Here is a 15,785-nt window from a genome sequence, read left to right as displayed (position 1 = left end):
CCGGACTCAGCCTCCCTGCGTTGCGGAAGCCGGCGTACGCGCGCCGACCAGTCCGTAGAAAATGATGTAGCCGTAGCACAGCAGCGGCAGGATGAAGCTGGCCTGCACGCCGATGTGGTCGGCCAGCACGCCCTGCAGGTACGGCACCACGGCGCCGCCGACGATGGCCATGATCAGCAGGCTGGAACCCTTGTTGGTCAGCGGGCCCAGGCGCTCGATGCTCAGCGCGAAGATGGTCGGGAACATGATCGAGTTGAACAGGCCGATCGCCACCACCGAGTACAGCGCAACGCTGCCGGAGGTCAGCATGGTCGTGGCCAGCAGCGCCACGTTGACCAGCGCGAAGATCGCCAGCAGGCGGCTCGGCGAGAAGCGCGCCAGCAGCGCCGAGCCCGCAAAGCGGCCGATCATCGCCATCGTCCAGTAGGCCGACACGTAGTGGGTGGCTTCCTGCTCGCTGAAGCCGCCGATGCTCGGCATCGACAAGTAGTTGACCAGGAAGCTGCCGATCGACACTTCGGCGCCGACGTAGAAGAAGATGCCCAGCACACCCAGCAACAGGTGGCGCTTGCGCAGCGCATCCAGATAGCTGTGGTGGTGGCCCTGGTCGGCCTGCTCGGTGGCGTCGCTCAGCGCCGGCAGGCGGAACAGGAACACGAACAACGCCAGCAGCACCAGCGCCACTGCCAGACCCACGTACGGGCCCTGCACAGCCTGCGCCTCGGCGGCGCGGTAGGCCAGCTGCTCGGCGGCCGGCAGCGCGCTCAGTTCATCGGCGCTCTTGACTGTGTTGGACAGGATCAGCATGCCGCCGAAGATCGGCGCAATGGCCGTGCCCAGCGAGTTCAGCGCCTGCGCCAGGGTCAGGCGGCTGGAGCTGGTCTGCTCCGGGCCCAACAGTGCGACGTAGGGATTGGCAGCGACCTGCAGCACGGTAATGCCGGTGGCCAGCACGAACAGCGCGCCCAGGAAGGCGCCGTACACGCGCAGCTCGGCCGCTGGCCAGAAGCCCAGCGCGCCGATACCAGCAATCACCAGGCCGGCCACGATGCCCTTCTTGTAGCCCAGCGCCGCCACCAGGCGACCTGCCGGCAGCGACATCAGGAAATAGGTGCCGAAGAAGGTGAACTGCACCAGCATCGCCTTGGCATAGTTCAGCTCGAACACCGCCTTCAGGTGCGGGATCAGGATGTCATTGAGGCAGGTCAGGAAGCCCCACATGAAGAAGATCGTGGTGACCACGGCCAGCGCCTTGCCGTTGGTGACGGCGGGTGCGTTGCCCGAAGAACCCGATGGACGGGGCGTTGCGGAGATCGGCATGCGGTACGCGCCTCGATGCGCGGAAGGTCGTTGTTGCGTGGAAGGGGTGTATGGAAGGAATCAGTTCGGTCGTGCGGCACTGCTTTCGCGGATGCGCAGCTGCACCGGCGCGACCGTGCGCCGTGGCGGCGCGTCCGGTTCGTCCAGTCGTTGCAGCAGCAGCGCGGCAGCCTGCCGGCCCCGCTCGCGCGGGTCAGCGGTGAGCGTGGTCAACGGCGGCACCGCCACCGACGCTTCGGAAATATCATCGAAACCGGTAACGGCAAAGTCACCGCCCGGACGGATGCCACGCGAATTCAAGCCCAGCATCAAGCCCAGCGCGACGGTGTCGTTGTAGCAGACCGCTGCACTCGGCCGATGGCCGTCGGCAAACAGCTCATCGGTGCGCGCCGCAGCTTCCAGGCGGTTCGGCGCCGACTCGATCATCCAACCCGGCGGCAACGACAGCCCAGCCTCGGCCAGCGCCTGCTGGAAACCGGCGCGGCGCTGATGGCACGAACTGGATGCCGCGTGGCCACCGAAGAAGGCGATCTGGCGATGGCCGCGCTCGATCAAGTGGCGCGTGGCCAGGTAGGCGCCGTGCTGGTTGTCCAGGGTCAGGAAGTCCCAGTCGGCCCCCTCCAGTTCGCGGTTGAACAGCAGCACGTTGGCATTGGCACCCAGCGCCTGGCGCAGCAGCGCGGTGTCACTGCCTTCGGCCGGCGACAGGATCAGGCCGGCCGGGGTGTGTTCCATCAGCGTCGAAAGCACCGCCTGCTGGCGCTCCGGCGATTCACCCGTGCTGCCCAGCAGGGTCACGTAGCCGCGCCCGCCCAGCGCCTCGTCCACGCCCGAAGCGAATTCGGCGAAGAACGGGTTGGACAGATCGTTGATCACCAGCGCGATGCTCGACGAGGTCCGCCGGCGCAGGTTGGCAGCGGCGCGGTTGTAGACATAGCGCTGGCGGCGCAGTTCGGCCTCGACCTTGGCGCGGGTATCAACGTTGACCAGCGGGCTGCCGCGCAGCACCAGCGACACGGTTGCCCGTGACACGCCGATGGCACGCGCGATGTCGGTCACCGTCACCGCCTTGCCGGCGCGCTTGCTGGGACTGCTGCCGTTGTCGTTCATCGTCTTCCCGGACTCCGCTGGATGCTCAAGCCTAATGGATCAGGGCCCTGTCGTGCCGTGCCGTTCGCTGGGTGACCGCGAACGGCACAGTCCGTCTCAGCGCAGCTGGCTGCCCGGTGCCGCGCACCAGGATACCGGCAGGTCCTTCACCGCCGTGCCCCAGCCCTGCTCCGGCGCCTTCGCATCGAGCGCGAACTGCAGGCGCGGGCCCTGCTGCAGGCGGTTCCAGTCCAGCCACACCGGTGCATGCGCCTGGCCATCGACCTGCACGCCCTGCACGTACTGCAGGCGGCGGCCATCGGCGCCCGGCGCATCGATGCGCAGGGTGCGGCCATTGCCCATGTCCACCTCCACCTTGCTGAAGCGCGGCGTGTGCAGCAGGAACTGGCCACTGCCCGGCACCGCCGGGTACACGCCGATGGCACTGAACAGGTACCAGGCCGACATCGTGCCGAGGTCATCGTTGCCGGTCACGCCATTCGGTGCATTGGTGAACAGCTGCTGGGCAGCGCGCACCACGGCGGCGGTCTTCCACGGCTGGCCGATCAGCGTGTACAGCCAAGGCGAGTGGAGGTCGGGCTCGTTGTTCGGGTTGTAGCGGAACTGGTTGTAATAGCTGTACGGCCCGACCACCCACTCCTTGCGCGCGGCATTGAGCGGATCGGCCTGCAGCGCGTCCATCGCGAAGAATGCATCGAGGCGGCGGCCGGCCTGTTCGCGGCCGTCCATCGCTTCGACCAGGCCCGGCACGTCCTGCTGCGCCAGCCACTGGTACTGCCATGCCGTGCCTTCATGGAAACCGTGGTGCGAGCGCGGGCTGTAGTGGCCATCGGCCGGCGTATACCACTGGCCATCTTCGGTACGCGGGCGCGGGAAACCGGTGAAGCCGGTCTCGGCGTCACGCACCTGCGGATCCCACACCTTGCGCCAGTTGCGGCCGCGCTCACGCAACGTCGCCGCGTCCTGCGCATGGCCAAGCCCATCGGCCATCTGCGAAAGCGCGCAGTCGGCCAGCGCATATTCCAACGTGGCCGAGCCGCCGTGGTGCGGATCGACGTCCATGCCCTTGGACGGGAACGCGCGGTCGTAGACCACGTAGCCCTTGTCCAGGTAGGTCGGGTTGCCGGAGCGACCGGCCATGCGCGAGTTCAGCGGCGGCGTACCGAACGCATTGCGACGCAGCGCATCCCACGCCTGCGATTCACGGCCCTTGAGCGCACCGAAGCGCCAAAGATCGACCATGAACGGCGTGACCGGATCGCCGGTCATGATGTTGGTCTCGAAGTTGGCATAGCCCCAGCGCGGCAGCCAGCCACCCTGCTCGTCGATCGCCAGCAGGGTGCGGCCGATGTCCCGCGCCACGTCCGGGCGGGTCAGCGCCAGCCACTGGTTCTGCGCGCGGTAGGTATCCCACAGCGAGAAGTACTCGTAGTAGGTCCAGCCATCGGCACGGTGGATGCCATCGTCATAGCCGCGATAGCGGCCGTCGGCATCATTGCCGGTCATCGGCTGCAGCAGCGCGTGGTAGGCCGCGCTGTAGAACACGGTGCGGTCATCGGCCGTACCGCCCTGCACACGTACCCGCCCCAGCTGCTCACGCCACGACTGCTGGGACAGCGCGCGCATGCGGTCGAAGCCGAGCAGCGCCCCACCCTGCATGCCCTCCGCGCGCAGGTTGGTGCGCGCGCCTTCGGCATCCACGTGCGAGATCGCGCTGACCGCTGTCACCGACTGGCCCTTGCCGAGATCGAAGCTGAGCCAGGCACCGTTCGGCTTCTGCTCGCCTTCCATGCTGTGGCGCGCGCCGGGCAGGCCACCGCCCTCGCCCCAGGTGCCATGCGCCTTGAACGGACGGTCGAACTCGATGCGGAACCAGGTGGTGTACTGGTGCCCGCCACAGAAGCTCTTGGTGACCAGCTTGCCTTCGACCACGCGGTCGCCGACCACGTCGACCACGCTGCCGATCACCGAATGGCGCTCGTTGGCCTGGCCGACGTTGACCAGCACGTGGCCATCGCCACTGCGCTGGCTGAAGGTGTAGCGCTCGGCCGCAGCACGCGTACGTGCAGTCGCCTCCGCATCAATGCCGCCGTAGCTGGTCAGCCGCACCTTGTAATAGCCCGCTTGGCCGATCTCGCCGTCATGGGTGTACGACGCGGCGTAGGCTTTATGGTCAAACTTCTTCGCATTGCCAGTATCGAAATCGCCGCCCGGACCGATCGAGCCCGTGACCGGCAGAACCGACACCTGGCCGCCCTGCTCCCAGCAGCCGGCGCCGGAGATGAAGGAGTGGCCGAAACCGCGGATCTTCTCGTCGTCGTAGCGCCAGCCCGAATAGTGGCTGCCGATCGGGCTGACCTGGATCAGGCCGAACGGCGCCGATGCGCCCGGGAACGTGTTGCCATCGTCCTTGCTGCCGATGAAGGTGTTGACCTCGCGCTCCAGCGCAGCCGGCGCCGCCTGCAGCAGCATCGGCGCCGCCGACAGTGCGAGCAGGCAGGCCAGGCGCACCAGCGGGCGCGTGGACAATGGGACGGCGGGAGCGGACGGCACTGGACGCATGTCGGGTTCCTGTAGTCGATGACGCGGAGGCAGACGGCCGGGGCCGTCCGACACCGTTCCGCTGAGCCCTGCCCTGACCTGCAGAGAGCTCCCCCTGGAATGACGCCCGACCCACCAGACCGTGAATTTAGATCGATTCAAGTAGAGCATGCAGGTTCAGCCGAATGCATTCTGCGGCGCAGCATGAGAGAGGGTGTTCGGCAGGGCTGCGCCCTGCACCTGCCGAAGCCGAAGCCGAAGCCGCAGCAAAAGCCGGCTGTCCGTGGGGTGGCGGGGTGGGTCCGGTTGCGGGGGACGCCGTAAATACGTCCATGTAGGCTCGGTCGCCGCATCCATGCGGCTCAACCGGACCCACCCCGCCTTCGACAGATCTCCGCGATCTGCGGTAGATCCACGCCATGCGTCGATCAATCTCTGACAGATAACGAAATCAATCTGGGTCAGATCCGTTTTCCGAAGGAAAACGGATCTGACCCCACGACCCCATGTCGTTCCAGGATCAATCCAACCGCCACCGGGAAACTGTCCAAGGCGGGCGGTGTCGGATTGCGGGGTGTCCGCGGCCTGGATGCCGCGGCCAAGCCCCCATGGACGGGTTTAAGGCGTCCCCGCAATCCGACACCGCCCCGCCCAACACACAGACAACCCAGAGCCGCTTTGGCTTTGGCTTTGGCTGTTGCCCTGGCTCACAGCAGGTGCAGGGCGCAGCCCTGCCGACCCACCCTCCCCTGCGCACGAAAACGATTTCACTGTTTTCAGCAAACCGTCATCCCTTCGCCACGCCAGTACCATATTGCGCAGCAGCATGCGCCCGCGGGCGACCCATGCTAAAAATCGCCCGCCCATCGCTTAGATCGATCCAAGAACGACACTGCGATGGCCGGGAGTTGGGGGAGCAGCAACAGGACGTACCAGGCCACGCGCACGGTGCTACTGCCACTGCATGGCAATAGCGACAATGTCACTTCAAATTAGATCGATTCAAGTTGTCCGTGCCACGTCACCGGATCAATCCAGGAGAGAGGGAGAGATGGGAATGAAGCATTCAACACGTACGCATGGTCAGGACGCACTGGCGTTAGCCATCGCGCTGGCCTTGGCCGCCGCCGTCATTCCGGCTGGCGCCGCCGCGCAGCAGGCCACCTCCACCGGCTCGCAGGAGGCCACCAACCTGGACAGCGTCCAGGTCACCGGCTACCGCTACGCCATCGAGAAGAGCCTGTCACAGAAGCGCGACGCCAACGCCGTGGTCGAAGTGATCACCGCAGAAGATGTCGGCAAGTTCCCCGACAAGAACGTCGCCGACGCGTTGCAGCGCGTGCCCGGCGTCGTCATCACCCGCAGTGGCGGCGAAGGCAAGAGCGTCAGCGTTCGCGGCCTTGCACCAGACCTGACCCTGACCCAGTTGAACGGCAACTACGTGGCCACGTCGGAAACCAACGACGAAGCCACCCGTTCGTTCAACTACACCCTGCTGCCGTCGAACATGCTGTCCAGTGCAGAACTGTTCAAGTCGCCGGAAGCCCGCATCGACGAAGGCGGCATCGGCGGCACAGTCATCCTGCACACGCGGCGTCCGCTGGACATGGAATCCAACTCGGGCTTCGTCACGCTCGAGGGCACCTCCTCCGATACCCACCACGATATCGACCCGCAGGCCTCAGCCCTGTATTCGTGGCACAGCAAGGACGAGCGTTTCGGCGTGCTGATCGGCGTGACGCAGCAGAAGCGCACCACCCGCACCATGGAAGCCAGCACCGAGGACTACCAGTGGTATGGCGCCGGCAAGGCGCGCGATGCCTATGGCAACGTGCAGGCGCAGGATGGCATCCACTACTGGTGGGGCAAGTCCGGTTTCAACAACCAGACCGGCGGCAACTACAGCGACTTCTTCATGCCGACCTCGGTCAACTTCGCCGTGAAGGAAGAAAAGCGCGAGCGCAAGGGCGGCCAGCTGACCTTCCAGTTCAAGCCGGTGGACAACGTCACGATGACGGCCAACTACTTCCGCTTCGAGCTGCAGGGTGATTACACCCAGAACATGCTGAAGATCCCGGAATGGAGCATGGCCCGCTTCAACGGTGATGGAAACTGGGCCGGCGGCCGCCTGCTCAACGGCCTGGATTTCGATCCCAGCGGAAACACCGTCACCGGCGCCCAGTTCGAAAAGCTGGCTGGAAAGACCTACTACTGCAGCGAAGACCAGGCCAAGGCCGCTGGCCTGAAGCCCGGCGGCTGGGGCCCGGACGACTGCACGGTTCCGACGCCGCAGCTGACCGGTGGCTACAGCAAGGAAAAGGCGCTGTCGCAGACCGCTGACCTGACCATCGACTGGGATATCAGCCCGCTGTGGAAGGCCTCGTTCACCGGCGGCCGTACCTGGTCCGAAGGTGGTCCGTCGATGAACTTCCGCATGTCGGCCAAGCCGCGGCGCAAGGTCGGCAACGATTACCTGTCGGGCAACCTGTACAGCGCATGGGACCTGACCGGCACGCCGTCGGCCACCTTCTCGCCCGACCTGCAGCAGCAGCTGATGAACGGCATCGCCGAAGTCGACACCGGCTCGACCGATTCGTCGTGGAAGCGCACCGAGGTCAAGCAGAACTACTTCCAGGCTGACGTGACCAAGCTGTTCGAGTCGGGCTGGCTGGACTCGATCCAGTTCGGTGCCAAATACCGTGACGGCAAGGTCCATCGCAATACCGGCAACACCTACTGGGTGTGCCCCGGCCGCGACCCGGCCGACTATGACAACAGCCGCTATCAGAGTGGCTGCGATCCGACTGCCGGCGACGCGCAGCCCGGCTTCTTCCTGTCCAATCCGATCAGCAACATTGCCGGCGGCTTCAATGCCAACGTGTTCCCGGGCATCAACTACCCGGCCTACATCGACTACCTGAACAAGACCTACGGCGGTTCGCACAACCGTACCGAGGAAGACTTCGTCTACAACGTCAACGAGAAGATCTACTCGGGCTACTTCCAGGCCAACTTCCGTACCGAACGCCTGCGCGGCAATGTCGGCGTGCGCGTGGTGCGCACCAAGCAGTTCGCGCAGTCCTCCGACTCGATCGAGAAGTTCAACGACTACTTCCTGGACAACGCATCCGGCGCACCGATGGCGTGCACCGATCCGGCCGCTGCGGCCTACCCGACCTACAGCTGCGAGAGCGGCTTCGTGCGCCTGCCGCACGACCTCGCGCAGAGCAAGACGTACGACCTGATCGGCGTGGACCGTACCTACACCGACGTACTGCCGAGCTTCAATATCGCCTGGGACATCACCGACACGCTGGTGCTGCGTGGTGCCGCGTCGAAGGTGATCGCCCGCCCCGGCTACACCGACATCGCAGCTCCGGGCGCACTGAGCTATTACAGCGAAGAGTATGTCAATGATCGCCGCGTTGCCGGTGGCGCATCGACCGCAGGCTGGGTCGGCAAGGGCAGCAACAAGCAGCTGGAACCGTTCAAGGCCACCCAGTTCGACCTGGGCCTGGAGTGGTACTTCCAGCCGGGCGCGGTCGCCGGCGTCGGCCTGTTCCGCAAGAACGTGGACAACTTCACCCTGCCGGTGGTGCGCGACACGCCGATGGTCATCGGCGGTGAAGCGGTGAACGTGCAGCGCTATGAAACCCAGGCCAATGGCCGCGATGGTGTCTCGCAGGGCGTCGAGCTGTATGGCCAGTACACCTTCGATTTCGGCTTCGGCGTGCAGGCCAACTACACCTACAACGACACCAACCTGGCTTCCATTGTGTTGGACGGGCAGGAAATCGGCTCCTCGCCGCTGGTCGGCAGCGCCAAGAACCAGGCCAACGTGACGGTCTTCTACGAGAACGAGAAGTTCCTCGCGCGCGCCTCGTTCAACCGTCGCGGCCAGGTGGTCGGTGGGCTCAACAACGGCCTCACCATTTACACCGAACCGTATGACCAGCTGGACCTGAACGTTGCCTACAACCTGACCCCGGACTGGACGCTGACCGCCTCGGTGATCAATGCCACCAAGTCCGAGCAGCGCGTGCACCTGGGCAATGACACCAAGGCACGTCTCTTCTCCAACACCTACGCAGGCCGCCAGCTGTACTTCGGCGCCACCTGGAAGTTCTGAGGCACCACCGGTTGCCCGGGCCCACCCGGCGCAACCCACGCCCCGCCCTGGCGGGGACGTTCCTCCACGGCAGCCGCGCTGGTACAGGTGGCTGCCGTTTTTGCTGGCGCTTTTCTTCGGTTCAGCCCTGCGCTTGACCCTGCCAATGTTGGAAGGTGCACACTGGCTCCACCCCAAGAGCACCGAAGGAGCTACAGATGGAATTCCACGTTGAAGGCATGACCTGCGGCGGCTGCGCACGCAGCGTGACCAAGGCGATCGAGCTGGTCGATCCGCAGGCCAGCGTGCAGGCAGATCCGGCCAGCCGTCGCGTGCAGGTGCAGACCTCGGCCAGCGAATCACAGATCGTGGCGGCACTGACCGATGCCGGCTTCCCGCCGCGCACGGCCTGATTCCCTACCCTGCGCCTGCAACGAAAAACCCGCCCGGTGCAGCTGCACCGGGCGGGTTTTTTCATGCATGCAACGCCAGGTCAGTGCTTGTGCGTGCGGCGCCGTACTGCACCGGTCTTCGCGGTCTCCGGCGGTGTCAGGGTCTCTTCGTCCTCGCCCAGCCGCTGCAGGATCGGGCATTCCGGGCGCTCATCGCCCGCACAGCAGCTGATCAACGACTTCAGCGTGTCGGCCATCTGCCGCATGCTTTCGATACGCTGTTCCAGGTCGGCGATGTGCTGTTCGGCAAGATGCTTGACGTCGGCACTGTGCCGCGAGGTGTCGTTCCACAGGCCCAGAAGGTCGGTGATCTCGGCGACCTGGAAGCCGAGATCGCGCGCGCGGCGAATGAAACGCAGGCGGTGGATGTCCGCCTGCGAATACGCCCGGTAGCCGGACTCGGTGCGATCTGCCGCGGGAATCAGGCCGATCTGTTCGTAGTAGCGGATCATCTTCGCCGATACGCTGGAGGCCTTGGCGGCTTCACCGATGTTCATGCGGTTCTCCTTCAGTGGCTCGCAGCGGGGGCATCCGCCATCGGCGGCTGGAAGCGGCGCAGGCGCAGCGCATTGCCCAGCACGAACACGCTGGACAAGGCCATCGCACCGGCGGCGAACACCGGCGACAGCAGCACACCCCAGACCGGGTACAGCACGCCGGCCGCCACCGGAATCAATGCAGTGTTGTAGGCAAAGGCCCAGAACAGGTTCTGTCGGATGTTGCCCAGCGTTGCCTTCGAAAGCGCGATGGCATTCGGCACGCCCTGCAGGTTGCCCGACATCAGCACCACATCGGCCGACTCCACCGCGATATCGGTGCCGGTCCCGATGGCCAGGCCGACATCGGCCTCGGCCAGCGCCGGCGCATCGTTGATGCCGTCACCAACAAAGGCAACATGGCCATGAGTGGCCTTCAGGCGGCGCACCGCCTCGACCTTGCCTTCCGGCAGCACTTCGGCCACCACCTCATCGATACCCAGCTGGCGCGCGATCGCCTGCGCGGTACCGGCGTTGTCACCGGTGATCATCGCCACCTTCAGGCCAAGCTGATGCAGCGCCGCGATCGCGGCCGGCGTGCTCGGCTTGATCGGATCGGATACTGCGATGATCGCTGCCAGGCGTCCATCGATGGCCGCGTACAACGGCGACTTGCCCTGCGCGCCGAGTTCGGCCGCCAGCGCCGCAAACGCGGTGATATCCACGCCAAGATCGCGCATGAAGCGATCGGCGCCGACCTCTACCCGTGCGCCCTCTACGCTGGCGCGCACGCCCATGCCGGTGACCGAATCGAAATCGACCATCGATGGCAGCGCGAGGCCCTGCTCGGTGGCTGCATCGACAATGGCGCGGGCGATCGGATGCTCCGAACGTGATTCGACGGTGGCGACCGCGGCCAGCACTGTGGCGCGATCAAAGCCGTCGGCGATCTCCAGGTCGGTCAGGCGCGGCCGGCCTTCGGTCAGCGTGCCGGTCTTGTCCACCGCCACTACCTTCGCGTCCTTCAGCAACTGCAGTGCTTCACCCTTGCGGAACAGTACGCCCATCTCGGCGCCGCGGCCGGTACCGACCATGATCGACGTCGGCGTGGCCAGGCCCATTGCACACGGGCAGGCAATGATCAATACCGCCACCGCATTGACCAGCGCGAAGCTCAGCGCCGGCGATGGGCCGAAGATCAACCAGACCGCGAAGGTCGCCAGTGCGGCCAGCATCACCGCCGGCACGAACCACAGGGTGACCTTGTCGACCACCGCCTGGATCGGCAGCTTCGAGCCCTGTGCCTGTTCGACCATGCGGATGATCTGCGCCAGCATGGTCTGCGCGCCCACCGCCGTGGCACGCACGGTCAGTGCACCTTTCTGGTTGACCGTGCCGCCCACCACGCTGCTGCCCGGCTGCTTCTCGACCGGAATCGGTTCGCCACTGATCATCGACTCGTCGATGTAGCTACGGCCCTCGATCACCTCGCCATCGACCGGCACGCGCTCGCCCGGGCGCACTTCCACCACATCGCCGCTCAGAACCTCGTTGACCGGAATCTCGATCGTGCGGCCGTCACGGATCACATGCGCGACCTTGGCCTGCAGGTTGACCAGGCGCTTGATCGCCTCGGAGGTACGGCCCTTCGCGCGCGCCTCAAGGAAGCGGCCGAGCAGGATCAGCGCGACGATCACCGCCGCTGCTTCGTAGTAGACGTTCACCGTGCCCGGCGGCAACAACCGCGGTGCAAAGGTCGCCACCACCGAGTAACCGAACGCTGCGGTGGTACCCACCGCCACCAGCGAGTTCATGTCGGGTGTCAGCCGCAGCAGTGCCGGGAAACCCTTCTGGTAGAAGCGGCGGCCGGGAATGGCCAGCACCAGCAGGGTCAGTACGAACTGCAGGTACCAGCTGGTCTGCATGCCGATGGTGGCCATCACCCATTCGTGCATGCCGGGAATCAGGTGCGAGCCCATTTCCAGCACGAACACCGGCAACGCAAGCGCGCTCGCCACGATCAGGTCGCGCTTCAGTTCGGCGCGCTCGGCATCCTTCTTTTCGGCGGCCTCATCATCGGACTGCACGCCGGCCTCGATCAGGCGTGCGGCGTAGCCGACCTTGTCGATGGCCGCCACCAGCGCGTCCGCGGCTGCCACGCCGCGCACCGTGGCGCGTTCAGTGGCCAGGTTGACGCTGGCCTGGCTGACGCCCGGTACCGCCAGCAGCGCGCGCTCGACGCGACCGACGCAGGAGGCACATGTCATGCCCTCCACCGCCAGCTCGACGGTGGCGGCCGGCACGTCGTAGCCCACCCGCTCCACCGCCTGGATCAGCGCGGCACGATCGACCGGTCCGGACGCGCGGATATCCGCCCGCTCGGTGGCCAGGTTCACCGAGACACTGCCCACGCCTTCAACCTTGGACAGTGCCGCTTCGACACGGCCGACGCAGCTGGCGCAGGTCATGCCCTCGATGGGCAGGCTGATGGTGGCCGAGCTGGCGGGGACTGCAGTGGCGCGGGGCGTGGTCATGATCGGATTCCCGGGATTCCTTCTGGATGCGGACAGGCTAAACCTTGCCATCGTGGGAAGGTCAAATCCAGCCACCCCGGGGTTCATGAAGGGGTTCATCCACGCATGACGTGGATCTACCGAGCGGACGGGGACGCCTTGCGGATCAAGGCCCGACGCCCCCGCTGTCCGCCTCAGAAGGTGAACACGTACTCCAGCGCGAACTCGCGGCCAACCGCGCCGAGCAGGCGGGTCGGGGCGAAGTCATAGTCCAGCTTGTACGGATCCTTATGGTTCCAGCTGGCCGAATTGAACACGTTGTTGACGTAGACATTGACCTTGGCGCGTTCGGTCACCTGGTAGCCCATGTTGAAGTTCCAGGTGATGAACGGGCCGACCCGCCCGTAGTAGCGCGTGGTCTGCTGGCCGGCGTTCGGGTTCGGATTGGGCGAGCCATCCGGACGCGTCGCCGGCTCCAGGCAGTTCAACGACGGGCTGTCGCTGGGCACGTAACCGTCGGCGAACGGCAGGCAACCACCAGGATTGTTCAGGCGATCAGTGCCCCAGTGATAGCGAACGCCCGGCACCGAACCGATGCGATCGGCATAGACGTTGGCATTCCAGTTGCCACGCTGCCAGGCCAGGCTCGCGCGCAGCTTGCTGCGCAGGTCACGGTCACGACGCTCCGGGTTCGGATCGTTGGCGTAACGCTGTTCCTTGGTTGAGATCTGGTTGGTGTAGTTCAGGCCGAGCTGGAAGCTGCCCCACTGCGCGGTTTCCAGGCGATAGCGCGCGGTCAGGTCGATGCCGCGCACTTCGCGGCTGGCCAGGTTGAACGGGCCACGTTCAATCGATACCAGGCGACCATTGCTGTCACGGTTCACCCGGGCCAGGATGCCGGCGCAGTATTCACCACCGGCCGGATTGGCCCACGGCGTACCGTCCATGTTCTTGCCGGTCAGGCAGCCCGCCTCGCTGGCCAGCACCTCGTCGGCGCCCACGTCGACGATCATGTCTTCCAGCTTGATTGCCCAGTAATCGGCACTGACCGACAGATTCGGCAGCACATCCCAGACGAAACCGACCGTCCACGAATCACCGGTCTCCGAACGCAGCAGCGGCGTGCCACGCCGGTTCACGTCGAACGTGTACCAGACATCGGTATTGCCCACGCCACAGTTGTTGACCAGGTACGCGCCACTCTGGATGCAGCGCAGGCGGTCATAGGTCTGCACCTCGGAGCTGCTCGGCTGGCCGAGCAGGTAGTGCATGTCCGGCGCATGGAAGCTGGTGGCGTAGGAGCCACGCACCAGCAACGACTCCACCGGGCGCCATTCCAGGCCGACATTCCAGGTGGTCTCCTTCTGGCTGCCGATGTCCAGCGCTTCACCGCTGTTGTCAGCCTTGTAGCTGCCATAGCGGTCATAGCGCGCGGCCGCAGTGGCGGTCACGCTTTCCAGCAGCGGAATCTTGAACTCGACGCCGGCCGAATAGCGGGTGCGCTCGCCGCCACCGCGATCGACGTTCTGCAGGTCGAAGTCGATGCCGGCGCGCGGGTCCGGACTGAGGTGGTAGCCCTGCTGCGCGACTTCGGCCACCGCCGCGAACGAGATCGGGCCGGCCCAGCCCTGGAACAGTTCGCCGGTGATATCCGCCGAAGCCTGGTTGACCCATGAGGACGCACGGTTCTTCGCGACCGTGCCCATCTGCCAGTACTGCTCCGGCGTCAGCGGGTTCCACCAGCGCGATTCGTTCAGTGCGTAGATCGCCTCGCCGTCGGCGGTGGTGCCCAGCTTCGGGCCGAGGAAATAGTCGTACGACTTCTGCTTGTCGACCACGTTCTGCCGCTCTTCAACGCGGTAGTAGGAACGGCCCACCGTGGCGCTCCAGTCGAAGCGATCGGCCAGGCGACCACGCAGGCCCGCACTCCAGTCCCAGGACAGTTCGCGGTTGGTGTTACGCAGCGTGTCCAGGCCGCCCACCTCGTTCGGAGTGAACTGGCGCACGCCGAGGATCGGGCGGTTGCGGTTGGCATCCCAGTAGTAGCCGTTGTCATCGTCGATCAGCGACACGCTGGGCGGATTGGTGCCCCATATCGCTTCGGAGCGGTATACCGCCAGGTTGGTCCAGGCCTGCAGGTCGTTGCTGAAATCGAAGGTGGCATACAGGTTGCCGGACACGTTCTCGGCACCACCGGTGAGCAGCCAGTTGGCGTAGTCGGCGCTCATGCCGCACAGGCGGCCGGTGTTGGTGATGGTGTTGGCGGCGTAGTTGTAGACCAATCGATCGGCGGTGTAGTACTCGCCGTCGAATTTCTCGCAGGTGCCGGTGGGCGGCGCCAGGCGCTGGCCGGTCGTGGGATCGATCAGCGCCAGCCCTGCGGTGGGACGGAAGCCGACCTTGCGCTGTTCCATGTTCCAGGACGGATACGGCGCATCGTCGGCATCGTCCATCTGCGGGCGGTCACGCCCGAACAGCGGATCGCGCTTGGTGTACTGCAGTGCGTAGGTCACGCTCCAGTTGTCGCCGGTCCTGCCACCAGCCCAGGACAGGTCCCAGGTATCGCGGCCGCCTTCGGTGGAGGTACCACCGCGCACGCGCACTTCGTCGCCGTCGTAGTTGGTCTTCAGGATGACGTTGACCACACCGGCGATCGCATCCGAACCGTAGATGGCCGAGGCACCACCGGTCAGCACTTCAATGCGCTCCACCGCAGCAGCGGGAATGTTGCCGTAGTTGGAGAAGTTGGTTTCGCCACCGTAGGGCAACGGGTAGTCGGCCACGCGGCGACCGTTGACCAGCAGCAGCGAGCGGTTCGGGCCCATCCCGCGCAGGTTCAGGCCGCTGGCATTGGGCGTATGCGATCCCCACTGCGAGGCGGCTTCAACGGTGCCGGTGGCTTCAGTGAGCGTCTTCAGCGCGTCGTACACGCTGACGAAGCCTTCCTTCTGGATCTGTGCGGCGGTGATCACATTGACCGGTGCCGGGCCCTCAACGCTGGCGCGCTTGATGCGCGAACCGGTGACGGTGACCGCGTCGAGATCCTTGGTGGACGAACTGGCGGCCTCCTGCGCGCTGGCCGCCAGGGGCAACAGGGCCAGGATCAACGCCTGGGACAGCAGGTGACGACGCTTGCGAACGGACTGAGCCATGGGTGGTTGCTCTTCGAAAGTGTGGACGCACGGACGGTTGGTGGCGCGGCTCTACGGCTGATCCGGGCACCTGGATCGGTTCAAGACCGATACGGCGCCCTCCCCTGTGGATC

At 65.6% G+C, this 15,785-nt stretch carries 8 protein-coding genes; 2 read left to right on the top strand and 6 right to left on the bottom strand.

Features of this window, described 5'->3' with window-relative positions; all coding sequences use genetic code 11:
• Positions 1-6 precede the first annotated feature (6 nt).
• From fucP to ACZK2G_RS09695, 3 genes are all read right to left on the bottom strand, one after another.
• Complete coding sequence (gene fucP / locus ACZK2G_RS09705; protein ID WP_100468323.1) at positions 7-1,320, bottom strand: L-fucose:H+ symporter permease; 1,314 nt, start codon at positions 1,318-1,320, stop codon at positions 7-9.
• A gap of 60 nt (positions 1,321-1,380) precedes the next feature.
• Positions 1,381-2,430, bottom strand: a complete 1,050-nt coding sequence (locus tag ACZK2G_RS09700; protein WP_014037023.1) for a LacI family DNA-binding transcriptional regulator — start codon at positions 2,428-2,430, stop codon at positions 1,381-1,383.
• Between the two features lie 96 nt (positions 2,431-2,526).
• Positions 2,527-4,992: a GH92 family glycosyl hydrolase gene (locus tag ACZK2G_RS09695; protein WP_253079158.1), complete on the bottom strand. Its 2,466-nt coding sequence runs from the start codon at positions 4,990-4,992 to the stop codon at positions 2,527-2,529.
• 1,030 nt (positions 4,993-6,022) lie between these two features.
• On the opposite strand from ACZK2G_RS09695, the gene ACZK2G_RS09690 reads away from it, so the two are divergent.
• Positions 6,023-9,100, top strand: coding sequence for a TonB-dependent receptor (locus ACZK2G_RS09690; RefSeq protein WP_337303000.1), 3,078 nt, complete (start codon positions 6,023-6,025; stop codon positions 9,098-9,100).
• A 197-nt stretch (positions 9,101-9,297) separates the two neighbouring features.
• Positions 9,298-9,492 (top strand): heavy-metal-associated domain-containing protein, encoded by a 195-nt coding sequence (locus tag ACZK2G_RS09685; protein ID WP_012510895.1) that lies wholly within the window; start codon positions 9,298-9,300, stop codon positions 9,490-9,492.
• 80 nt (positions 9,493-9,572) lie between these two features.
• Here the strand turns inward: ACZK2G_RS09685 and cueR are convergent, their stop codons facing one another.
• The 3 genes from cueR to ACZK2G_RS09670 form a co-directional block, all read right to left on the bottom strand.
• Entirely contained in the window at positions 9,573-10,028 is a 456-nt protein-coding gene (gene cueR / locus ACZK2G_RS09680; RefSeq protein WP_197619559.1) for a Cu(I)-responsive transcriptional regulator, read from the bottom strand.
• 11 nt (positions 10,029-10,039) lie between these two features.
• A complete protein-coding gene (locus tag ACZK2G_RS09675) occupies positions 10,040-12,541 on the bottom strand; it encodes a heavy metal translocating P-type ATPase (RefSeq protein ID WP_478475378.1) in 2,502 nt (833 codons plus the stop codon).
• Positions 12,542-12,714: 173 nt separating this feature from the next.
• Complete coding sequence (locus ACZK2G_RS09670; RefSeq protein WP_046985967.1) at positions 12,715-15,672, bottom strand: TonB-dependent receptor plug domain-containing protein; 2,958 nt, start codon at positions 15,670-15,672, stop codon at positions 12,715-12,717.
• Between the last annotated feature and the right edge of the window lie 113 nt (positions 15,673-15,785).

The organism is Stenotrophomonas sp. 107298_Sma (assembly GCF_056480345.1).
This window is presented reverse-complemented; position numbering and strand designations above follow the sequence as displayed.

Excerpts from the sequence above, each read along its gene's own strand:
- ACZK2G_RS09675 (WP_478475378.1), bottom strand. The coding sequence starts at position 12,541 with ATGACCACGCCCCGCGCCACTGCAGTCCCCGCCAGCTCGGCCACCATC.
- ACZK2G_RS09700 (WP_014037023.1), bottom strand. The coding sequence starts at position 2,430 with ATGAACGACAACGGCAGCAGTCCCAGCAAGCGCGCCGGCAAGGCGGTG.
- ACZK2G_RS09670 (WP_046985967.1), bottom strand. The coding sequence starts at position 15,672 with ATGGCTCAGTCCGTTCGCAAGCGTCGTCACCTGCTGTCCCAGGCGTTG.
- ACZK2G_RS09695 (WP_253079158.1), bottom strand. The coding sequence starts at position 4,992 with ATGCGTCCAGTGCCGTCCGCTCCCGCCGTCCCATTGTCCACGCGCCCG.
- cueR (WP_197619559.1), bottom strand. The coding sequence starts at position 10,028 with ATGAACATCGGTGAAGCCGCCAAGGCCTCCAGCGTATCGGCGAAGATG.
- fucP (WP_100468323.1), bottom strand. The coding sequence starts at position 1,320 with ATGCCGATCTCCGCAACGCCCCGTCCATCGGGTTCTTCGGGCAACGCA.
- ACZK2G_RS09690 (WP_337303000.1), top strand. The coding sequence starts at position 6,023 with ATGGGAATGAAGCATTCAACACGTACGCATGGTCAGGACGCACTGGCG.
- ACZK2G_RS09685 (WP_012510895.1), top strand. The coding sequence starts at position 9,298 with ATGGAATTCCACGTTGAAGGCATGACCTGCGGCGGCTGCGCACGCAGC.